Raw genomic sequence first — 22,059 nt, 5'->3', positions numbered from 1 at the left:
CTGTCCTCCTTCAGGCCTGTGGCTGCCATGCGGGCACCAGAGGCTTCCAGGTCGCTTGCGTGTTGCTGCGCGGCAGCATGGCTGGGCCGCCACTCTCCGCAAGGATGTGGGCCGCAGTGCGCATGGCTACGGCCAGCGCATTCACGGTCGAATTGCAGGTGGACGATGTGGGCAGCAGGCCGGTAGAAGCCATGTACAGGTTTTCGTGATCCCAGGCGCGGCCGAACTGGTCAACCACGCACTCCTTGGGATCCTTGCCCATGCTCAAGGTGCCGCAGATATGCTGGTTGTTGGCATAGACATGGTCCTTGGTGTAGCGCAGATTGGTGGCCCCCATCAGATCGGCAATCTTGGCGAAATCCTTTTGTGAACGCTGGTGACCCTTGAAGGTGTATTCGTCAATCTGGTAGTGCGCACGAGGCTTGGGAATGCCCATGCTGTCCTTGTCATCGGACAAAGCGATGCGGTTTTCCGGATTGGGCAGCACTTCCAGCACGTTCTTCACGCTCATTTCACGCGCCGAGATATGGCGCAGCTTTTCCTCGAACTCTTTGCCATACACGCCTTGCTTGAGCAGGCTGCTGGTGGCACCGTCAACGCGGGAGATATTGGTGAAGTCCAGGCGATAAGGCGCATGTTCCGAGCGGAACGAGCCATCGCGCATGGCATTGATGGAACTGGGGCTTTGCGGGCCACGGCCCAGCCACACATCCTCGTCGGCATCAAAAGTCAGAGAAGTACTGGGGTGGTCCATGAGATTGCGACCGACCTGATCGTGCTCATTGGTCAGGCCGTTCTTGAACTTATCGCTTTTGGACAGCAGCAGCAGGCGCGGCGACTCAATACCGTTGGATGCCAAGATGAAAGTCTTGCCGGTGACGCGGTGCACCTTCTTGTCCACGTCGTAATAGTTGGCCGCCACGATGCGACCTTTGTCGTCATGCTCAAGCTGGAACACATTGGCATGAATCTGCATCTTCACGCCTGCAGCCAGCGCCTGCTTTACGGCGATACCGCCGTGGTATTGCGCATCAATTGGACACACGGGCTGGCAGTTATTGGCACCGCAGCAAGGGGGGCGGCCATCAAAGCTGCGGCTATTGCGCGCCACGGTGTTACTGACCACGTCGAACGTGCCTTTCAAGCGATCCGTCAGACGCTGCATGGCATAAGGCACTGCCACTTCGCCCATGGGGAAAGGCTTGCTGCGGGGCGAGCCGGTCTCGGTCGAGCCGCCCACACCCATGATTTCTTCGACTTCCTGGTAGTAGGGCTCCAAATCGTCATAGTCTAGAGGCCAGTCCTTGCCCACGCCATACAGGCTGCGGATGCGGAAGTCGTTGGGCACATTGCGCCAGGCCTGAGCGGCCCAGTGCCAGCTGGTGCCGCCTACCTGGCGGATGTACTCAGCTTTATAGGGCTCGGGACCGGCCTGCTCAAAATAGTTATTGTCTTCAGGTCGGTAGATGGGGTGCGGAGCCGTGGGAATGGACGGATAAGGAGTCATCCAGTCGCCACGACGCGATGCGTTGTGAAAACGTGCGACAAAAACGCCGCGGTCCGATGGGCCGCCAGCTTCAAGCATAAGCACCGAAGCGCCGGAGCGAGCCAGCTTTGCGCCCATCATGGCGCCGACGATGCCGGCACCAACAATGACAAAGTCTGCAGATAGAGTGGAATCAGCCATGGTATTTCTCGTGGATTTTTATAAATGGGCTGTGCTTCAGGCCTTGGGCTGAGCCGTGATGAGCTGCAGCTTGAAGGTGGTCGGGTTGCTGCTCCAGCTGCCGTATGCGCCGTAAACATAGGAAGGTGGGCGCAGCCTGTCGGCCACCACATCGGCATTGAGCGCGTGCTCGTAGGCCACAACACGTGTGGCGGTGCCGCTGCCTGCAATGCCCTGGTACCAGAGCTGCATCACATTCATGGGGACATCGGCCAGATCAGGCTGCTCGGCCTTGAGGCGCTCGTTCAGATGGGCCAGCGCCACCTGGCTGGCACCAATCCATGTCCAAAGAGTTTCAAGCTTGCCTTTGAACTTGCCGTCCAGCTCGTTCTGGGCGGCAAGCAGTCTGGCACCTTGCGCCTGCGGCAAATCGCCGCGCTCGGTCAGATAACGGGACAGCGCCATGAAGCTGTCAGTACCCGTTGCAGGAGCATCAGCAGCCCAGCTGCCGGGGATCAGTTGCGCCATGCCGGCCGCCAGCGCGCCACCGAGCAGATGGCGACGGCTCAGGCCGAACGTCGGGAATTGAGGTGTGGAGGTCATGATAGGAATTGGTCAGTGTTTCAGTGCACAACATCACCTATTGAGGTGACAAAGACCGCCCCAATCAATAGGACATCGTCATCAGTTGTCAGCTGCCCAAAGCCATTTGCAGGACAGCGATTGACTACAAGCTGCTCAGAAACAAAGCTTGCTGCGGCAGCGAGGCCGGACAGCACTCTGTTGCAGGGTGTTATTTGGAGCGGGATGACCGCACTTGAGCCGTATTGCGCAAAGGCAAAAGGCTGATGTTTGCACTTGCTCTCACTGTACGTCTTGTACAAGAGTGCACCAATGCACCCTGACACAATGCTTTATTACGGCATCCGTAATAATTCCAGGCCATGTGGCTATTCGAAAATGAGGGCTTGTGCTTGATCGCTTACACACCATGACGGTGTTTCTGGCCGTCATCGATGAAGGCGGCTTCACCGCTGCTGCGCGCCGTCTGTCCATGACCGTGCCCCATGTCACACGTCATGTGACGGCACTCGAAAAGCAGCTGGACACCCGGCTTCTGCAGCGCACCACACGCAGCGTCAGCCTGACGCCTGCGGGCGAACGCTATGCCACCCGCGCGCGCGAAATTCTCAAAGCAGTGGACAGCGCCACAACCGAAGTACAAAGCAACACCAGCGCCTTGTCTGGCGTGTTGCGCATCGTCTCCACCCCGTCACTCACGGATGCACTGATTTCGCCACTGGCGGCCGACTTTTGCACGCAGTACCCGGGTATTGCCCTCGATGTGCATGTCGACTCAAACCTGGCACCCGACATGAACCGCTATGACCTGGGGTTCATGCAGGTGTTCGAGAACTTCAATGCCAGCATCGTGGCCCGCAAGCTCTCGACATCCGAAGCCATTCTTTGCGCCGCACCGTCTTACGTCCAGCGGCATGGCGCACCGCAGACCCCTCATGAGCTGGCTCAGCACAGATGCGTGCTGCGCCGCCGCGAGGGCCAGCAGCGCGACAGCTTCTCGCTGTGGCATAGCAACCAGCCCACCAGCGAGCCGCCGGTACACGACATCGTAGTGACTGCCGCCATCACCATCAGCCAGACAGCAGGCATTTTGCAAATGGTGCTCGACGGCGCAGGCATCGCCGAATTCACCCTGGATTCGGCCCGCCCGTTTCTCAACGAAGGTCTGCTGCTGCCTGTGCTGCCCGGCTGGATCACGGGCCGCCTGCATGTGCTGATGACCCTGCCCACCCACAAGCACATACCGCTGCGCACCAAGGCGTTCATGGACTTCATCGCGCAGGCCCATCAGGCCGGCAAGATTGATCGCTGCTGAGCGGGCAACTTAAAACCATAGCAGCTAGCCCCTGCTAAACATTGATTTCAGTATTAAAAGATACTGAATTCATTGATTAATCAGCACAGTCAGCTATCAAAAAATCCTGGCCGTGTCTGCAATGCCCAATAAAAAAGCCCCCACGCTTGCCCACTGGCGTGTGGCCGCTGTCCCCCCCCGAGGGGCCGCTGATTGCCTTGGGGGCGGCCCAGCGGCAATAAAAAAGGCGAAGTGCCATCGCGCTTCGCCTTGGGCTGCATCCGCCGCACAGATCAGGCCATCAGCTGCCCGCGACCTTCATGCGATTGATGAGGATGGAGCCCACGGTCTTGGCACCGTAGTTATAGGCATCGGCACCAATGGCTTCGATGCCCTTGAACATGTCCTTCATATTGCCTGCGATGGTGATTTCATCCACAGGGAAGGCGATTTCACCGTTCTCCACCCAGAAGCCGCTTGCGCCGCGCGAATAGTCACCGGTCACATAGTTCACGCCCTGACCCATCAACTCGACCACGAACAGGCCGGTGCCCAGCTTTTTCAGCATGGCATCCAGATCGTCGCCCGCCTTGGTGCGGCGCGAAGTCATGACCAGATTGTGCGAACCACCGGAATTGCCCGTGGTCTTCATACCCAGCTTGCGCGCCGAGTAGCTGGAGAGGAAGTAGCCTTCCACACGGCCGGTATCCACCACCTTGCGGGCCTGCACGCGCACGCCTTCTTCGTCGAAGGGCGAGCTGCCCTTGCCGCCCAAGATGAAGGGATCTTCTTCAATGTCGATGTGCTTGGGAAAGACGGGCTTGCCCATGGAATCCAGCAAGAAGGTGCTCTTGCGGTACAGCGCACCGCCGCTGATGGCCTGCACAAAACCACCCAGCAGGCCTGCGGCCAGAGGCGATTCAAACAGCACCGGGCATTCAGTGGTGGGAATCTTGCGGCTGCCCAGGCGGCTCAACGTGCGCTCTGCGGCGTAACGGCCCACGGCTTCTGGCGATGCCAGGTCGGCCGCATTGCGCATGGAGCTGTACCAGTAGTCGCGCTGCATCTCGCCGTTCTTGCCGGGCAGCTTGGCGATGGGTGCCACCGACAGGCTGTGGCGCGAGCTGGCATAGCCACCCCGGAAACCATTGGTGTGTGCGGTAAAGAAATGGCTTTGCTGGGCCGAGACACCCGCACCTTCGCTGTTGCTCACGCGGCGGTGGGTCTTGAAGGCTGCTTCTTCGCAGCGCAGGGCCATTTCGGCAGCGGCTTCGCTGCTGATATCCCAGGGGTGGAACAATTCCAGATCGCGGTGCGTGCCGGGCAGCGCAATATCGGCGCTGTCAGGCAGGCTGGCAAACGGGTCTTCGGCGGTGAAGCGGGCGATGTCGTAAGCCGCCTGCACGGTCTGCTGAATCGCGGCTTCAGAGAAGTCCGAGGTGCTGGCATTGCCACGGCGCTGGCCCAGGTACACGGTCACGCCCAGCGACTTGTCGCGATTGCGTTCCACCGTCTCCAGCGCGCCCTTGCGGACGCTGACCGAGAGGCCGCAGCCTTCGGAAGCCTCGGCTCCGGCGTCCGTCGCACCCAGCTTTTTGGCGTGCTTCAGAGCCTGGTCCACCAGGCCTTCAAAAAAGGATTGGCTGAAGCTGAAACCGGCTTGCGGTTCAGATTGGGCCTTTGCACTAGAAGTGCTTGTAATGCTGGAGCGAGGTTTTTTCATAGCGGCGGATATGATAGCCGCCACTGCAGCGCCCTCTGTGCTGCCACAGATATTGCCCCCTTACCATGTCACGCAAACCTACAAAAGGCTATTTTGTTCGCGGTAAGTTCGTTGCCGAAGGCAGCGAGCTGGACGTTGAACTGAAAGCCGAACTCAAAGGCACCTACGACTCCACCAAAACGGACCTGAAGCGCGAAATGGATGCGCTGCAGGACCTCGGCAAGGAGTTGATGACGCTACGCAGCGACCTGTTCAAGCGCCTGCAAATCTCCGATCAGCTGATCGATGCTCTGGCCGAGGCCAAGCGCATCACCAACTTTGAAGGCAAGCGCCGCCAACTCCAGTACGTGGGCAAGCTCATGCGCAAGCTCACGGATGAACAGCTCAACGCCGTCAAGCAGGCGCTGGATGAGCAACGCAACGGCTCGCCCAGCGAGAAGATGTCCGTTCAGGTTTCCGAGCAATGGCGCGACCGCCTGATCGTGGAAGACGGCGCACTAGCCATCTGGCTGGAACACTTCCCCGAAACCGATGTGCAGCAACTGCGCTCGCTGATTCGCCAATCCCGCAAGGACATCGAAAAAGCCAAAGAGCAAGCCGCTGCCGCACAGGCCGCCAGCCCCGATGCCGAGCCCAAGGAAGTCAGCAAGGGCCGCGCCTACCGCGACCTGTTCCAGCTGGTGCGTGAGCAGCTGGCCAAAGCGGGCAAGTCCAGCGCCGCAGCAACTGACGACAGCGATGAGTGATCAAGCTCCGCACGATGCCGTGAAGATCGGCATTGTCTCCATCAGCGACCGCGCCAGCAGCGGCGTTTATGAAGACAAGGGTCTGCCCGCGCTGCAGGACTGGATGAGCCGCGCGCTGCAAAACCCCATCACGTTTGAGGCACGTCTGATCCCCGACGAGCAGGCCGGCATCAGTGCCGCACTGATCGAGCTGGTGGATGCAGGCTGCTCGCTGGTGCTGACCACCGGCGGCACCGGCCCTGCGCTGCGCGATGTGACGCCCGAGGCCACTCTGGCCGTAGCCGACAAGGAAATGCCCGGTTTTGGCGAGCAAATGCGCCAGATCAGCCTGAGCTTTGTGCCCACGGCCATCCTCTCGCGCCAGGTGGCGGTGATTCGCGGCAGCAGCCTGATCATCAACCTGCCCGGTCAGCCCAAGGCGATTGCCGAGACACTGGAAGGCCTGAAGGACGCGGACGGCCAGCAAAAGGTCAACGGCATTTTTTCCGCCGTGCCTTACTGCATCGACCTGATTGGCGGGCCTTATCTTGAAACCCATGACGAGGTCTGCAAAGCTTTTCGCCCCAAAAGCGCCATTCGCACGCCACGCAGTTAATAAGCTGCGTACACAACAAAAAAGCAGCTTGATGGCTGCTTTTTTGTTGGCTGGAGACTCAGTCATTGGCCCTGAATATCGACCGCACTTCTTCAGCGCAGGTCAATAAAGCGCTTGGCTGATATCCAGGCTCTCGCGGGGAAAGGTATTTTGCCAGACCGTGCTTTTGCTGAAGCGCTGGAGAATAAAGTCTCCATTGAAATCCTGAGTCAGAGGCGCATTCTGATAAGCCGCTGTGAGCTGCGCCACTTCAGTGCGGTATTTCTCGATGCCCGTCCATTTCTCCGCCACAGAGCGGCGCATCATGGCCGTGACCTTTTCTGTCGGGTTCACAGCCTTGCATGCAAAAGGCACAAGAATGCTCACCACGCCTTGTCTGACACCTTCAGTCTGGGGCTTGGCCTCGCCGGTTGTACAGACCGTACGCTTTTGCGCATCACGTACGCTTTGCAGCAAGGCCACGGTGTCTGGCAACAAAGCTTTCTGCTCTTCTACAGTCAGCTTCATATTCGCCAGAAATTTGGGGGCGAGATGATCTGCATAAATGCGATCGGTCTCCTGCATTTTTTCAATATCGATGAAATCACCGCTATTACCCGCTTCGGCACGTGCGGGCCTTTGATACTCATTCAAGGCCTTCATGGCGGTCGCATCGGTATGCACCAGCGTCTTGATAAACAAATCCGTGACTTGCTGCGGATTCAGAGGGGCCTTTACCGGCTCTTGCGAATGCACGCCCGCAGCAAAAAACAAACAAGCCATGGAGATGGGCAGAATTTTTTGGATTTTCATGAGTTTTTTGAACACTTCTGGTGATGGGCATTGAGGGCTCTGGGCAGTCTAGCAAGAGCACCCAGTCACTCGAGGCCTCTCACACTTGGCTTGCGGCAAGGCTTGCATGAGTTGCGCTGAATGCTGCCACTTGGGATTTCCCGCAAGTGCTTGCCCCGATGTAAGGGCCGTGAGCCAGTCCTAACATGCTCGATGCAATGCAGCAGTTAGCACCACAACTATCTTAAAACCAACTTGGGGTCCCACTGCTGCTGCAGCCAAGCCGCACCTGAGCAACCGCCACGCGACTTGATTTTGCTTGTCATTGACATTCACAGGAGACTTCATGCACCGCTCGTCAACGCCTGCCTCCCTTCAATCTCCGGCCATCCAGGCCAGCCGCACCACCCTTTTGGGTCTGGCCCTGGCTGCAGCCTTTGCCTCACCGGCCATGGCGCAGGACAAAGTCAAGATCGGCTTCATCACCGACATGTCCAGTCTCTATGCCGACGTGGAAGGCAAGAACGGCGGCGTCGCCATCCAGATGGCGATTGACGACTTTGGCGGCAAGGTGCTGGGCAAGCCCATTGAGCTACTGACGGCAGACCACCAGAACAAGGCCGATATCGCGGCCAGCAAGGCCCGCGAATGGATTGACACGCAAGGCATCAGCCTAGTGTTTGGCGGCACCAACTCTGCCACAGCCCTCGCCATGGCCAAGGTAGCCCAGGAAAAAAAACGCGTCTTCATCGACAACGGCGCAGGCAGTTCGGCCCTGACCAATGAGCAATGCAGCCCCTACACCGTGCACTACGCCTTTGACACTGTTGCCCTGGCCAAAGGCACGGGCGGAGCCATCGTGGATGGTGGCGGCAAGAACTGGTTTTTTGTGACAGCTGACTATGCCTTCGGCCATGCGCTGGAAGCGGACACCACCAAGATCATCGAAGCGCGCGGCGGCAAGGTACTGGGCTCGGTCAAGACACCGCTCAACGCCAGCGATTTCTCCAGCTTCATGCTGCAGGCCCAAAACAGCAAGGCACAGATTCTGGGTCTTGCCAATGCGGGCGGCGACACCATCAACTCCATCAAGGCCGCCAAAGAGTTTGGTGTGACCAAGAACATGAAGTTGGCCGGTCTGCTGGTGTTCTTCTCGGACATTCACAGCCTGGGCCTGAAGAATACCGAGGGCATGCAGTTCACTGCTCCTTGGTACTGGGATATGAATGACGGCTCGCGCAAATTTGCCGATGCCTTCATGGCCAAGACTCAGCGCCGCCCCAGCGAAATTCAGGCCGCCGACTACTCGGCCACCATGAACTACCTCAAGGCCGTGGAGAAGGCGGGAACGCTGGATGCCGACAAGGTCATGGCGACCTTGAAAAGCACCAAGATCGACGACTTCTTCGGTCAGGGCTATATCCGCGAAGACGGCCGCTATGTGCACGATATGTACCTGATGCAGGTGAAGTCACCCGCCGAATCCAAGGGTATCTGGGATTACTACAAGATCGTCAAGAAGCTGCCCGCTGAGCAAATCTGGACCACCAAGGCGGAAAGCAAGTGCCAGTACTGGCGCTAAGCCAGTACGTCACCAACGTTTCGCTCAAAACGCTCAAAAGGCTTTGCTCTACACAGGCAAGGCCTTTTTTAATGGTTTTGATATTTACTCGCCTGCACCCGAATCTCAGACTTGGAGCTGAATGAATCTGCCTGCTGCTGGTTTATGGTTGCACTATCTTGCACTCGTCCACCGTGCAGTGCGACATTGATCTGAGCGCCATATGAACATCACCATCCGCAACGAAAGCAGCGACGACATAGACGCCATCACGGCCTTGACCGCTGCGGCATTCGAACATGAAGAGCATTCAAGCCATACCGAGTCATTCATCATCAATGCATTGCGCCGCAACAAGCAGCTCACCGTCTCTCTCGTCGCAGTCGAGAACGATGAAATCGTTGGCCATGTGGCCATCTCTCCGGTCCGAATTTCCTCGGGGGCCACGGGCTGGTATGGACTGGGCCCCATCTCCGTCAGGCCTGATCGCCAGAATAAGGGCATAGGCTCGGCATTGATGAACGCCGCGCTGGCCGAGCTCAAACGACTGGGCGGCGCTGGCTGCGTACTCCTTGGTGACCCTGGCTACTACCGCCGCTTTGGCTTCAAGGTTCATCCGGGCCTTACGCTTGAAGGTGTGCCGCCGGAGTACTTTCAAGCACTGTCGCTGAACGGAGACTGTCCCGTGGGCAGCGTGCAGTATCAAACAGCCTTTGAAGCCACAGAATAGGCTGCCCCCTTTTCTGCGAGCCTGTGCTCTGCACTTGTCAATCTCTCACTGCGGTGATTGACTGCAAGTCAGGCTGCAGTTGTTGAGACCCATCCCTATCAACCACCCGTTTACTCACCATGAAGCTTGGCTACACCATCGTCTACGTTCCCAACGTAGAAGCATCCCTGCAATTTTTCACCTCCGCGTTTGGCTTTGCCGTGAAATTCCTGCATGAATCCGGCACCTACGGCGAACTCAGCACCGGCGAAACGACACTGGCCTTTGCTGCGCATGAGCTGGGCGAAGGCAACTTCCCCGGCGGCCATATCGCGGCCTCTGAATCGGCCAAGCCCCTGGGAATGGAAGTTGGACTGGTCACCGATAACGTAGAGGCCGCACATGCACGAGCTATCAGCGCTGGCGCGATGGAACTTGCCAAGCCAATCACCAAGCCCTGGGGGCAGGTCGTGTCTTATGTTCGGAGCCCTGACGGCACCTTGATAGAACTTTGCACGCCAATTGGGAGTTAATTTGCATTTAATTGGCAATAAATAGGACATCCAGGCCATTCCGGCAAATCGATTATGTGATGTAAGGTTCAATAGAAAGCACGAGCCGAACAGGCACTGTTGGATAATTCCAGTTTTGGATGAATCACTCCCAACCCCAGCCGTGGCTATGCCACGGCCACCGTCTGAGGACGGCCTAGTTCAGTAAAACGATTCAAGATAGCTACCCGGATGTGCAGCTCATTGACTTGGCGCTCAAATGTTCGAGACATCACGCACTCACCCATTCGCTTGATGCAGTGCACCTTGGTTTCCACCAAACTTCTGCGGTTGTAGCCACTCCAAACTTTCCATATTTTTCGCCCAAACCGCCTACATGCAGCTATTGCCGCGTTGCGATGCACAAGGCAGAACCTTTGCGTATCCAAGCATTCTTGCGTGGCGGAATTTTGAGGCCTCCTCGAATCTTCGCGCCACTCAAAAGTAGAGAGTCCACCCCACAGAGGTATCTGCATGAAGAAACCCAGATTCAGTGAAGCGCACATCGTCGGCATCCTCAAAGAGGCCGGGCTCCGCGCCAAAGTCGGTGACACCTGCCGCAGGCACGGCATCAGCGACGCCACGTACTACAAGTGGAAGAGGCAGTATTCAGGGGTGTCCGTGTCCCATCTGACCCAGATGCGGCCGTTGTAGGAAGAGAACGCCAAGCTCAAGCGCATGTATGCCGATTTGGCGCTCGCGCACCATGCCCTGAACGAGTGGTGCGGGCATTGGAAGAGCTTGCCGAGGTCCTCGGGGTGCCGCAGTCCACTCTCATGGACAACGGGCCGGAGTTCATCGCCCAGACCTTGAAACAATGGGCACAGAGTAAAGAGATAGAGCTGAACCACATTCAGCCGGGCAAGCCGACGCAGAACGCGTATGTCGAACGTTTCAACAGAACTCACAGAATGGAGCTGCTCGACTGCTATGTCTTTGAATCGTTGCAGGAAGTGCGCTTGATGACCGAGGACTGGCTGCATCGCTATAACCACCATCGTCCACATGAATCGCTAGGTCGTATTCCGCCGGTCGCGTTTCGTGTTAAATGTTTCCACAACCTCCGCTTTTAGGTGGCGCAGGAAACCGAGGAGGCTTCAGGTCGTCCTCAGACGGCAGCCGTGGCATAGCCACGGCTAGGGTTTAAGGTAGTTCGCTTCAAGCAGCATTTATGCAACAGCGCCGCCTAACATGGGAAACCACACCAATGAATATTCAGCAAAATCACTAAATTAAAAAACCAATTATAAATAATTGATACAAAACCAATTTTCATCATCGTCCCTTCAGACTATTTTCAGCAGATTTTTCAAAAAACATCAAAAATATTTTATAAACAAATGGAAAATTTATTCAGTTCAAACACTTGGATAAATTGCATAGAAATAGAAGGACCGCTTGAACAAGTATTTTTACAAAATTCAGTAGTACACCTTAGTCAGAAAAGACTATCGAAATTAACTTCAACTGCTAAAAAATAAAGACTGATATCCATGACGCGCATCATCAATTAGTCATTGCATAAAAAATCATTAAAGGAAGGCACTGTGATTCAACACTTCTTTCAAACAGCTGCACTCACACTGGGAATGACACTGTCCGCGCATGCGGCGGGAACGCCGGCCGATAGCGCCAAGCCAGACTCCCAAGCGGTCAAGAAATTCGAACTGCGCAAAGAGTTGATGCTGCAATACCCCAATGTGCTCAAGACACTGACCTCCAATGCCAACGCAGGCTTTGGCGGAGAGCAATCCATTGCCATTGCCAACCACATGTACAGCCGCACCAATGCAGAGGCGATTGCCGATGCGCGCGCCAAGATGACGGTCGAGCCTCATGGCAAGGGCACCTGGCTGCTGCGCATGCCGTACGTCAACATCGCCGTATTCGAGACCCGTGAAGGTCTGGTTCTGGTCGATGCAGGCTATGCCCCCGCAGGCCCCGCGCTGCTGGAGACACTGCGCAAGCTCAGCAGCAAGCCGGTCAACACCATCATCATCACCCACCACCATGCAGATCACGGCTTTGGCGCCTGGTCACTGCTGGAAGCCGGTGAAAAGCCACGCATCATCACCACCCAGGAGTACCTGGCCGAGATGGATCTGGACACGCGCACAGCGAACTACTCCATCGTGCAGCTGAACAGTCAGGACCCGCGCGATGTGCCGCGCAAGCTAACAGATGCCATTCTTCCCACCGAGACCTTCACCGGCCAGAAGACGCTGAAGATTGGTGACGACGAATTCGTCCTCACTCACGCACGCGGCGAATCTGCAGACCAGCTCTGGGTCAATGTGGCTACGCGCAAGATTGTGGTAAGCGCCGATTACTGGCAGCCATTTTTGCTCAACGCCGGTAATGGCAAGCGCCGCCAGCGCTACGTCGCTGAATGGGCTCAGGCCCTGCGTGATATGGCCGCCACAAAGCCCGACTTGCTTTTGCCCATGCATGGCCCGGCACTGACCGATGCGGCGGAAGTACAGGACAAGCTGCTGGCCTCGGCCAACATGCTCAGCTCCGCTGTGGATCAGGTGATTGCTGGCCTCAACGCCGACAAGCGTCCTGACGAAATCGTGGCCACAGTGCAGTTACCCGAGAAGCTGCGCGGCCGCAAAGACATGGCGGAGACCTATGTGCGCTTCAAGAACGTCGCCAGCATGGTGCTCAAGGAGTACGGCGGCTGGTGGAATGGCATCCCTTCGGAATGGGACCCCGCAGCTCGCGCGACTTTCAGCAAGCAGATGGTGGCCATGAGCGGCGGCGTGCAAAAGATCAACGATCAGATCAAGCGACTAAGCCAAAGCGATCCAGCTCTAGCCTGCCAGCTCGCCGATATCGCCTACTTTGCCGAGCCCACCAACCAAGATGTGCTGCAAACGGCGCTGGATGCTTATGCCTTGCGCGTACAGCCGGGCATGCCGACTCAAGAGCTGACGGTGTATATCCAGCACATGCTCACTCTCAAGAGCCAGCTCAAATCCGTCATGCAGTGATCTCCTGCGCAGTCAACGCCCCTCACATAAGGTCGTGGAAGAACTGGGGCGCTGACCACAGCCGCATAAAAAAAGGGCAAGCCAAACAGCTTGCCCTTTTTTTTGAATAGCAGGTGGCGCTTGATACACAAGCGCTACAGCACTATTTCATCTCAAATCAACGCGCCGTCGTATCGCTCGATGCGCTGATGATGGGAATGTAGAAATCACCGCCCGACTTGTTGAACTCGCCTGCCTTGGCTTGCATGCCGGCGGCAATCGCCTGATCTTCAGCCAGTCCCTTGGCAGCGGCGAATTCTCGCACTTCCTGCGTGATCTTCATGGAGCAGAACTTGGGTCCGCACATGGAGCAGAAGTGCGCCACCTTGGCGCTGTCCTTGGGCAAGGTTTCATCGTGGTAGGCCTGTGCGGTGTCGGGGTCCAGCCCCAGGTTGAACTGGTCTTGCCAGCGGAAGTCAAAGCGCGCTTGCGAGAGTGCGTCGTCACGTGAGCGGGCACCGGGATGGCCCTTGGCCACGTCGGCAGCATGAGCGGCAATCTTGTACGCGATGATGCCTTGCTTGACGTCGTCGCGGTCGGGCAGGCCCAGATGCTCCTTGGGCGTCACGTAGCACAGCATGGCCGTGCCCATCCAGCCGATCATGGCCGCACCGATGGCGCTGGCAATATGGTCGTAGCCGGGGGCGATGTCGATGGTCAGCGGGCCAAGGGTGTAAAACGGAGCCTCATGGCAGTGCTTGAGCTGCTCGGTCATATTGGCCTGAATCATGTGCATGGGCACATGGCCGGGGCCTTCGATCATGGTCTGCACATCGTGCTTCCAGGCGACTTGGGTCAGCTCACCCAGCGTGGCCAGCTCGGCAAACTGGGCTTCGTCGTTGGCGTCCGATGCGCAGCCGGGGCGTAGGCCATCGCCCAGCGAGAAGCTCACGTCGTACTGCTTCATGATGTCGCAGATGTCTTCAAAGTGCTCGTACAGGAAGCTCTCGCGGTGGTGGGCCATGCACCACTTGGCCATGATGGAGCCTCCGCGCGAGACGATGCCGGTACGGCGCTGGGCCGTGAGGTGGATGTAGGCCAGGCGCACGCCCGCGTGGATGGTGAAATAGTCCACGCCCTGCTCGGCCTGTTCCACCAGCGTATCGCGGAAGATAGGCCAGGTCAGGTCTTCGGCAATGCCGCCGACTTTTTCCAGTGCCTGGTAAATCGGCACGGTGCCGATGGGCACGGGCGAGTTGCGCACAATCCAGTCACGTGTGGTGTGAATGTTCTTGCCGGTGGACAGGTCCATGACGTTGTCCGCACCCCAGCGGATCGCCCAGACCAGTTTTTCAACCTCTTCTTCAATGCTCGACGTGACGGCGGAGTTGCCGATGTTGGCATTGATCTTGACCTTGAAATTGCGGCCAATCGCCATGGGTTCAATTTCGGGGTGGTTGATATTGGCGGGAATAATGGCGCGGCCACGGGCGATCTCGTCGCGCACAAATTCAGGGGTGATGATCTTGGGGATGGACGCCCCCATGCTGTTGCCAGCCAAGCGCAATTCACGCGCAGCGTCTTGCTGGTACTGCTCCATCCATTCGCGGCGGCCGTTTTCGCGCAGGGCCACATATTCCATCTCGGGCGTGATAATCCCGCGCTTGGCGTAATGCATCTGTGTCACGTTCTGGCCGCTCTTGGCGCGACGGGGCTGGCGTTGCAAAGCAGCGGCTTCGGCACGCAGTTGCTCCACACGCAGGTCTTCTTCACCGCGTTTGCCACCATCGTCCAGCGCCACGCGCTGGCGGCCCACGTAATACTCGCTGTCGCCACGCGCCTCAATCCACGCACCGCGCAGGCTTGGCAGGCCCTGACGCACGTCGATCTGCACAGCGGGATCGGTGTAGGGGCCCGAGGTGTCATACACGCTGACCTGCTCGCCATTGGTGAGCGCAATATCACGCACTGGCACACGCAGGTCGGGATGGACCACGCCGTTCAGATAGCTCTTGGTGGATGCCGGAAACGGCTGGCGCGACTGGGCCAGCAGCTCGGCAAAACGGGTGGCATCAGGGGCATTGCCAGCAGCTGGCGTAAAGATGGAATCAGGGGCGTTCATCGCAGTCTCCGTAAAGCGTGTGAAGTTGTCTCAACGCTCCGTGGAGTGCGGCCCTGTGCTGACTTTCCCTGCACTGGCGCTGCACCGTGTGAAGGTGTCTGGCCTGTGCCGCTGAAATACATGGATTTCAGCCTTGTCCTCTGCGCACCGGGTGCCTTTAAAAAGACAAAACCCCAGTACGCGAGAAGCGCCTGGGGTTTGCTGGGCCAAAGTATTGAGGGGTGCTGGCGTAGTGGCGCCTTGCCGTTCAATTCTCTGGCCCTGCGTCAGGGTCCCGCTCTTCTTCCGCCGGTATGAACCGGATCAAGTTCGTCGGGTTGGCCTTGACTGAGCTGTCTTTCAACAGCTCAATCTCTGGTCTCTCAGCGCTTTCGCACACCCCGGAGCAGCATTCAGTATAGGCCTGATTCGCCTCAAAAGGCGAAAGATGGCGGCAGTTTAACTGTGGTGACCGACAAGCGTCTAATCCAGCCCCTGCAGCGCCAGCCACTCACCGCTGGTCGCCCGGCTCGATCGCCACTGGTTGATGGGCGCGCTCGTATCTTCGTAACCGAGCGCAATGCCAAAAGCGATCTGGTAGCCGCCCGGCAGCGCCAGTTGCTCAATCAGCATGTCGTTGTACATGCGCCAGAAGCCCTGTGCGCAGCTGGCCAGACCCTTCTCGGCCGCCAGCAGCATGAACGATTGCAGGTAGATCCCCAGATCCACCCACTGCGCATAGCCCATGCGCTCTTCCACGGCGATAAAGATGCCCACGGGCGCGCCAAACATCTCGCCATTTTTGGCCAGTTGCGCAAGGCGAGCGCCCTTGTCTTCGCGGCCGATGTTCAGGGCCTGGTACAGCTCTTCGCCGTTTTCAAAACGGCGACTGCGATAGGGCTCCCACAGGCCGGGCGGGTAAGACAGACCTGGGCGCTGCACGGGCTCAGTGACCTTGGCCCTGGCGCTCAAGTCCTTGAGAGCCTGACCGCCCACCGCCGTCACGCGCCAGGGCTGCATATTGCCGCCGGAAGGGGCTTGAGATGCGGTTTCCAGCAAGGTACGCACCACTTCGCCGGGAACGGTCTGGGGCGTGAAAGCACGCACGGAGCGGCGTTGCTGCAAGGCTTTTTCGATGTTCATGGGTCTTTCCTGATTTGCTGCACTGCAGTGTAGAAGCTGTTGCACTTTCCACAAGTCACCACGGATACGTATCAGCCGCAACAGCCCCGTGCTTGCCCTGATGGCGCAGCGCACTGTGGCTGCGACTATGCGTTCTGCCCGTCACCATGCATGGGCGCTTACTACCTCAGGAGATGACTTTGATGAAGCCTCGCTCTGTTTCCGCTGCCACCGTTTTTTCGCCACGCACCTTGACGCTGGCGCTGGGCTGCCTGCTGGCCTCCGCAAGCGCTCAGGCGCAGGACAAGATTCGCATCGGCTTCATCACTGACATGTCCGGCCTCTACTCCGATGTAGACGGCAAGGGCGGCGCGATGGCCGTGCAGATGGCGGTGGACGACTTTGGCGGCAAGCTGCTGGGCAAGCCCATTGAAGTGCTGACGGCCGACCACCAGAACAAGGCCGATATTGCCGCCAGCAAAGCCCGCGAGTGGTTTGATACACAGGGCCTGAACATGCTCATTGGCGGCACGACCTCCAGTGCCGGGCTGGCCATGGGCAAGGTGGCCGATGAAAAAAAGAAGGTCTACATCATCAACGGCGCAGGCACATCGGCCCTGACCAACGAGCAATGCAGTCCTTACTTTGTGCACTACGCCTATGACACCGTGGCGCTGGCCAAGGGCACGGGCAAGGCCGTGGTGGAGCTGGGTGGCAAGAACTGGTTCTTTCTGACCGCAGACTATGCCTTTGGTCAGGCACTGGAGGCCGATACCACGCGCGTCATTAACGCCGCAGGTGGCAAGGTGCTGGGCAGCGTCAAGCACCCGCTGAACACGGCCGATTTTTCCTCCTTCCTGCTGCAGGCCCAGAACTCCAAGGCCCAGATTCTGGGTCTGGCCAATGCCGGTGGAGACACCATCAACGCAATCAAGTCAGCGCGTGAATTTGGCCTGACCAAGACCATGAAGCTGGCCGGCCTGCTGCTGTTCAGCTCCGACATTCACAGCCTGGGCCTGAAGGCCACCGAGGGACTGATGTTTACCGACAGCTGGCACTGGGATCTGAACCCCGAAAGCCGCAAGTTCTCGGATCGCTTCTTCGCCAAGTTCAAGAAAATGCCCACCTCGCTGCAGGCAGCCAACTACTCGGCCGCCATGCAATACCTGAAGCTGGCCGAAAAGCTGGGCACCACGGATGCCGACAAGATCATGGCTGGCTTCAAGGCCACGCCGCTGTCGGACTTCTATGCCAAGGGCGTGATCCGTCCCGATGGCCGCTATGCCCACGACATGCACCTGCTCCAGGTCAAGAGCCCGGCGGAGTCCAAAAAGGCCTGGGATTACTTCAAGGTGCTCAAGACTCTGCCCGGCGATCAGGTCTTCACCACCAAGGAAGAAAGCAAATGCGCGCTGTGGAAGTAAGCAGCTGACGCAAAAAAGAAGCCGGGCCACTGCAAAGCGGTCCGGCTTTTTGATTCAATCACTATCAAAACAAGAGCTACTTGCGCTTGATTGACAAGCGCCAGATAAGGATTCGAGCCTTATTTACCCAGAATCTGGTCGATCTTTTCTTTCTGGAAGGCCTCGGGCCGCTCGGACTCGCAAGGCATGCAGTCCTTGACCTGACCTTGAATCGACAGCTTTTCAATCGCGGCCCAAAGCAATGCAATTTGCTTTTCATGGCCTGATGCGCCTTCAGACAGGGAGCGCATGGCCTGCGCCACAGGGTCCACTTCCGTCGTCACACCATAGGCGCTGAAGCCGCTCTTGCCGCAGTCTTCATCCATCGCACCCGCTGGCTGCGCAACCACCTTGGGAGCCGCTTCGTGCTCCGTCACATCGGCGCTCTGCCCGCTCTTGCTGGCAATGATGCGCGCAGGAATGCCTACGGCCGTTGCACCCGCAGGCACGGGCTTGATGACCACGGCGTTGCTGCCGATCTTGGCACCATCGCCCACTTCAAAGCCGCCCAGCACCTTGGCACCCGCGCTGACCACCACGTTCTTGCCCAGCGTGGGGTGGCGCTTGGCGCCCTTGTAAAGCGATGTACCGCCCAGCGTGACGCCGTGATAAATGGTGCAGCCGTCGCCCACCACGGCTGTTTCGCCAATCACAACACCCATGCCGTGGTCGATGAAGACCTCTTTGCCGATAACGGCACCGGGGTGGATTTCAATACCGGTGAACCAGCGCCCCATGTGTGAGATGAAGCGACCCAGCCATTTGAAACCATGCGTCCAGCACCAGTGCGCCGGGCGTTGCAGCCAGATGGCATGCAGTCCGGGGTAACAGGTGATGACCTCCCAGGTACTGCGAGCCGCAGGGTCACGGTCGAGGATGCACTGGATGTCGGAGCGCAGGCGATCAAGCATCAAATATCGAGAAATGTTTAGCAGGTCATCGAGTCTAGCGGGTTGGCGGCTCGCACTTCAGCATGGCTTTGGCAACACCGCGAAGAATATGGATTTCTTCCTGCGTCAGCTGCGCGCGGTTGAAAAGCTGGTTAAGCCGGGGCATGAGCTTTTTGGGCGCTGCCGGGTCCAGAAAGCCGACATGGGCCAGCGCCTGCTCGAGGTGGCTCAGCATGCCCTGCACCTGAGCCATGTCGGCACGGTTGACCTCGGGCACATGTTCTTCGACCGGGAAGCCACCCAGCGCCGCGCGCCAGTCATAGGCAACGACTTGAATCGCCGAGGCCAGATTGAGCGAGCCAAACTGCGGATTGGACGGAATGGTCAGCGCCACATCGCAGCGATACACATCGTCGTTGCTCATGCCAAAGCGCTCGCAGCCAAACAAAAAGGCCACACCCTTCTGGTTGCAGACCGCGCCAGGGGTGACTGCGTTATCCGTCAAATCGCCATCTACCGCTGGTGCAGAGCGCACATCCAGCTCACCTTTCAGTAGCAACTCAAAGTGCTCGCGCGGCGTGCGGGTGGGCGGGCCAAAGTCGCGTGGCGTCATGGCCGTGGCACACATATGGCTGATGCCGTCCAGCGCTTCTTCCAGCGTGTCGACAATACGGGCCTTGTCCAGCACATCCAGTGCGCCGCTGGCACGCTGAATGGTTTCTTCCTTGCGCAGCACATTTTGGTAGCGCGGGCGCACCAGCACCAGGTCGTCAAAGCCCATGGTCTTGAGCGCGCGGGCAGCAGCGCCCACATTACCAGCGTGGCTGGTTTCAATCAGTACGAATCGGGTTTTCATCACAGCAAAAGGCCCCACTTGTGGCCTTGATAAAACAGTACAGAGACAGCACCCACACTCTTGATGGCTCATTGAAAGGCCGCAGACAAGACCCTCTGGTCTCTGGGCCACACAAGCAAAAAAAGTGCAGGCTGGGTAGAATTGCGCCTATTGTCGCCGCCCCGCATCGCCGGTCGCGGCTTTTTACGTTCTTACCCGCGTAGTTCAGCCCGCCTTTGCGCCGGGCTGAGCCGCCAAGGCACTCACAATCTATGTCGAACTCCCTGCACCCCATGCTCAACGTGGCCATCAAGGCTGCTCGCGCCGCTGGCGCCCTCATCAACCGTGCCGCACTGGATGTGGAATCGGTGCGCGTTGCGCAAAAGCAGGTGAACGACTTTGTGACCGAGGTAGACCAAGCCGCCGAGCGCGTCATCATCGAGACGCTGCTGAACGCCTACCCCCAGCACTCCATCCTGGCCGAAGAGTCGGGTGAAGAGCACGGTGCCAAGAACTCTGACCATGTCTGGATCATCGATCCTCTGGACGGCACCACCAACTTCATCCACGGCTTCCCCGTGTACTGCGTCAGCATCGCTCTGGCTTACAAGGGCAAGGTCGAGCACGCCGTGGTCTATGACCCCAGCCGTAACGACCTGTTTACCGCTACCAAGGGCCGTGGTGCTTACCTGAACGAGCGCCGCATCCGTGTCTCCAAGCGCACTCAGCTGCGTGACTGCCTGATCTCCACCGGCTTCCCATTCCGCCGTGGCGACAACTTCAAGCAATACATGCTGATGCTGGGCGAAGTCATGCAGCGCACTGCAGGCGTGCGCCGCCCCGGCTCTGCCGCTCTGGATCTGGCCTACGTGGCCGCCGGTTTTGCCGACGGTTTCTTTGAGTCCGGGCTGTCCATCTGGGACGTGGCTGCAGGCTCGCTGCTGGTCAGCGAAGCAGGTGGTCTGGTGGGCAACTTCACCGGCGAAGCCGACTTCCTGGAGCAAAAGGAAATCCTGGCCGCCGCTCCCCGCATTTATGGCGCACTGATCCCCGTGATTGGCAAGTTCAGCAAGTTCGCCTCTGCCGGTGAGAAGGCCGCCGTGCGCCAAGCTGTGAAGTCTGACAACTTTGAAGTGCCCGCTGACGAGAGCGCCGAAGCCGAATCCAAAGCCGCTGAATAAGCGCTCAATATAAAAAGGCGGTCGCCCCACGACTGCGAAAAGAGCCCGCCTCCTGTGAGTCGGGCTCTTTTTTTATCTCCACAGAATCCACAAGTTCACTGTCCAGAATCAGCCCCAACGACAAACGGGCAGATCAATATGATGGATTTTTTCAGCCAGCACTGGACTCTGGCCATTGACTGGGTTTCCCTGCATGTGGTGACGCCCGTGGTCAACGCTCTGAACATTGCCGAGGCCGCCGGAGATCCGCGCGAGATTGCGGCAGGCATCTTGATCGCGCTGCTGCAGCTGTTTCTGATCGGCGGCGTGATGCGCCCGCTGGAAAGCCTTTTGCCAGCCGAGCGCTGGGCCGATCGCCGCCACACCACGGTGGACCGCAACTACACCCTGCTCATGCTGCTGGGCCTGTTTCCTCTGTTCAGTTTTCTGATCCTCATGCCCATCGCCCACATGCTGGGCGGCGGCCCAGCCACCAAAGAAGCCAGCGGCCTCAAGGCCTGGCTACCGTGGTTTGAAGACCACCCCTACATGCTGTTTGCCGTGTACTACGTGATCTACGACCTCACGTATTACTGGATGCACCGCGCCCAGCACGTCATTCCCTGGTGGTGGGCCATGCACAGCATGCACCACAGCCAGCGCCAGATGAGCTGCTGGAGCAACGACCGCAGCAACTATCTGGACGGCATGCTGCAAAGTTTTGTGCTGGCCACCGTGGGTCTGGCCATGGGCGTGGAGCCCTCGGAGTTCGCCATGCTGGGCCTGCTCAGCGAGCTGGTGCAGAACTTCTCTCACGCCAACGTCGCCCTGCGTCTGGGCTGGGTTGGCAAGATCGGCGAGCGCCTTTTTGTTGGTCCGCGCTTTCACCGCAACCACCATATGCTGCGCGATGCGGAGCGGCCCGAGCGCCACAACTGCAACTTCGGCCAGGTCCTGCCCTGGTGGGATCAGCTGTTTGGCAGCGCCCTTTATCACGATGAAGAACTCCGCCCCACCGGCGTGAGTGACCCAGAGGTCGATGCCGACAACGAGCGCGGCCTCATCGCCATGCAGTGGTACACGCTCAGGCGCTTCTGGGGCGCAGTCACCTGCCGCGCAGGCTGGCGAATGGGCGATGTGTCTTTTGGCCCCGGCTACCGACCTGTTCATGATTCAGATGAAGCCGCTGCGCCTGATGCTGGAGGCGCTAAAAGCGGGCACAAGATCAGCTTTTGACCATCGCCGATAATGCGTAGTTTGGCGCGCGCCCTAATCAGCGCAGCGCCCCACGAATTGCACACCGCTGAAGCGATGACCC

General features: G+C 58.4%; 18 protein-coding genes and 2 pseudogenes. 11 read left to right on the top strand and 9 right to left on the bottom strand.

What is annotated here, in order from left to right; translation table 11 throughout:
* Positions 1 to 10: 10 nt before the first annotated feature.
* Together HF327_RS16550 and HF327_RS16545 are read right to left on the bottom strand one after the other, a co-directional pair.
* On the bottom strand, positions 11 to 1,687 hold the full coding sequence (locus tag HF327_RS16550; RefSeq protein ID WP_198461389.1) for a GMC family oxidoreductase: 1,677 nt from the start codon (positions 1,685 to 1,687) through the stop codon (positions 11 to 13).
* 36 nt (positions 1,688 to 1,723) lie between these two features.
* On the bottom strand, positions 1,724 to 2,269 hold the full coding sequence (locus tag HF327_RS16545) for a sugar dehydrogenase complex small subunit (RefSeq protein ID WP_198461387.1): 546 nt from the start codon (positions 2,267 to 2,269) through the stop codon (positions 1,724 to 1,726).
* A gap of 367 nt (positions 2,270 to 2,636) precedes the next feature.
* On the opposite strand from HF327_RS16545, the gene HF327_RS16540 reads away from it, so the two are divergent.
* Positions 2,637 to 3,563 (top strand): LysR family transcriptional regulator, encoded by a 927-nt coding sequence (locus HF327_RS16540; RefSeq protein WP_198461385.1) that lies wholly within the window; start codon positions 2,637 to 2,639, stop codon positions 3,561 to 3,563.
* Positions 3,564 to 3,843: 280 nt separating this feature from the next.
* On the opposite strand, the gene pmbA is transcribed toward HF327_RS16540, so the two are convergent.
* The gene (gene pmbA, locus HF327_RS16535; protein WP_198461383.1) at positions 3,844 to 5,265 is read right to left on the bottom strand and encodes a metalloprotease PmbA; all 1,422 of its coding nucleotides are present in this window, start codon (positions 5,263 to 5,265) and stop codon (positions 3,844 to 3,846) included.
* 65 nt (positions 5,266 to 5,330) lie between these two features.
* Here pmbA and yjgA point away from each other — a divergent pair, with 65 nt between their 5' ends.
* Both yjgA and mog read left to right on the top strand, forming a co-directional pair.
* Positions 5,331 to 6,011, top strand: coding sequence for a ribosome biogenesis factor YjgA (gene yjgA, locus HF327_RS16530; RefSeq protein ID WP_198461381.1), 681 nt, complete (start codon positions 5,331 to 5,333; stop codon positions 6,009 to 6,011).
* Positions 6,004 to 6,606, top strand: coding sequence for a molybdopterin adenylyltransferase (mog, locus tag HF327_RS16525; RefSeq protein WP_198461379.1), 603 nt, complete (start codon positions 6,004 to 6,006; stop codon positions 6,604 to 6,606). Before yjgA ends, mog begins: the two co-directional genes overlap by 8 nt.
* Positions 6,607 to 6,708: 102 nt before the next feature.
* Here mog and HF327_RS16520 read toward each other — a convergent pair whose 3' ends face one another.
* The gene (locus HF327_RS16520; protein WP_198461377.1) at positions 6,709 to 7,398 is read right to left on the bottom strand and encodes a hypothetical protein; all 690 of its coding nucleotides are present in this window, start codon (positions 7,396 to 7,398) and stop codon (positions 6,709 to 6,711) included.
* Positions 7,399 to 7,828: 430 nt separating this feature from the next.
* On the opposite strand from HF327_RS16520, the gene HF327_RS16515 reads away from it, so the two are divergent.
* The 3 genes from HF327_RS16515 to HF327_RS16505 all read left to right on the top strand — a co-directional run bounded on the left by HF327_RS16515 (position 7,829) and on the right by HF327_RS16505 (position 10,180).
* Entirely contained in the window at positions 7,829 to 8,959 is a 1,131-nt protein-coding gene (locus tag HF327_RS16515) for an ABC transporter substrate-binding protein (RefSeq protein WP_236024237.1), read from the top strand.
* Between the two features lie 202 nt (positions 8,960 to 9,161).
* Complete coding sequence (locus HF327_RS16510; protein ID WP_198461375.1) at positions 9,162 to 9,668, top strand: GNAT family N-acetyltransferase; 507 nt, start codon at positions 9,162 to 9,164, stop codon at positions 9,666 to 9,668.
* Between the two features lie 119 nt (positions 9,669 to 9,787).
* The gene (locus HF327_RS16505; RefSeq protein ID WP_198461373.1) at positions 9,788 to 10,180 is read left to right on the top strand and encodes a VOC family protein; all 393 of its coding nucleotides are present in this window, start codon (positions 9,788 to 9,790) and stop codon (positions 10,178 to 10,180) included.
* A 146-nt stretch (positions 10,181 to 10,326) separates the two neighbouring features.
* Here the strand turns inward: HF327_RS16505 and HF327_RS16500 are convergent.
* Positions 10,327 to 10,607: pseudogene (locus HF327_RS16500) on the bottom strand (IS5/IS1182 family transposase); the annotation flags it as partial.
* A gap of 65 nt (positions 10,608 to 10,672) precedes the next feature.
* Between HF327_RS16500 and HF327_RS16495 the strand changes: the two are divergent.
* Both HF327_RS16495 and HF327_RS16490 read left to right on the top strand, forming a co-directional pair.
* Positions 10,673 to 11,271: pseudogene (locus tag HF327_RS16495) on the top strand (integrase core domain-containing protein).
* 474 nt (positions 11,272 to 11,745) lie between these two features.
* Positions 11,746 to 13,191: an MBL fold metallo-hydrolase gene (locus HF327_RS16490; protein ID WP_198461371.1), complete on the top strand. Its 1,446-nt coding sequence runs from the start codon at positions 11,746 to 11,748 to the stop codon at positions 13,189 to 13,191.
* Between the two features lie 157 nt (positions 13,192 to 13,348).
* Here the strand turns inward: HF327_RS16490 and thiC are convergent, their stop codons facing one another.
* Together thiC and HF327_RS16480 are read right to left on the bottom strand one after the other, a co-directional pair.
* On the bottom strand, positions 13,349 to 15,292 hold the full coding sequence (thiC, locus tag HF327_RS16485) for a phosphomethylpyrimidine synthase ThiC (protein WP_236024232.1): 1,944 nt from the start codon (positions 15,290 to 15,292) through the stop codon (positions 13,349 to 13,351).
* Positions 15,293 to 15,754: 462 nt separating this feature from the next.
* Positions 15,755 to 16,414: a nitroreductase gene (locus HF327_RS16480; RefSeq protein WP_198461369.1), complete on the bottom strand. Its 660-nt coding sequence runs from the start codon at positions 16,412 to 16,414 to the stop codon at positions 15,755 to 15,757.
* 182 nt (positions 16,415 to 16,596) lie between these two features.
* On the opposite strand from HF327_RS16480, the gene HF327_RS16475 reads away from it, so the two are divergent.
* Complete coding sequence (locus HF327_RS16475; RefSeq protein WP_198461367.1) at positions 16,597 to 17,817, top strand: ABC transporter substrate-binding protein; 1,221 nt, start codon at positions 16,597 to 16,599, stop codon at positions 17,815 to 17,817.
* A 119-nt stretch (positions 17,818 to 17,936) separates the two neighbouring features.
* On the opposite strand, the gene cysE is transcribed toward HF327_RS16475, so the two are convergent.
* Positions 17,937 to 18,767, bottom strand: a complete 831-nt coding sequence (gene cysE, locus HF327_RS16470) for a serine O-acetyltransferase (protein ID WP_198461365.1) — start codon at positions 18,765 to 18,767, stop codon at positions 17,937 to 17,939.
* A gap of 34 nt (positions 18,768 to 18,801) precedes the next feature.
* Positions 18,802 to 19,602 carry an RNA methyltransferase gene (locus HF327_RS16465; protein WP_198461363.1) on the bottom strand — a complete coding sequence of 267 codons (801 nt, stop codon included), beginning with the start codon at positions 19,600 to 19,602 and terminating at the stop codon, positions 18,802 to 18,804.
* A gap of 251 nt (positions 19,603 to 19,853) precedes the next feature.
* On the opposite strand from HF327_RS16465, the gene HF327_RS16460 reads away from it, so the two are divergent.
* Together HF327_RS16460 and HF327_RS16455 are read left to right on the top strand one after the other, a co-directional pair.
* Entirely contained in the window at positions 19,854 to 20,762 is a 909-nt protein-coding gene (locus tag HF327_RS16460; protein WP_198461361.1) for an inositol monophosphatase family protein, read from the top strand.
* Between the two features lie 138 nt (positions 20,763 to 20,900).
* On the top strand, positions 20,901 to 21,977 hold the full coding sequence (locus HF327_RS16455; protein WP_198461359.1) for a sterol desaturase family protein: 1,077 nt from the start codon (positions 20,901 to 20,903) through the stop codon (positions 21,975 to 21,977).
* Positions 21,978 to 22,059: the final 82 nt, after the last annotated feature.

It is taken from the genome of Comamonas suwonensis (genome assembly GCF_012844455.2).
Taxonomy (GTDB): Bacteria; Pseudomonadota; Gammaproteobacteria; order Burkholderiales; family Burkholderiaceae_C; genus Comamonas; species Comamonas suwonensis.
This window is presented reverse-complemented; position numbering and strand designations above follow the sequence as displayed.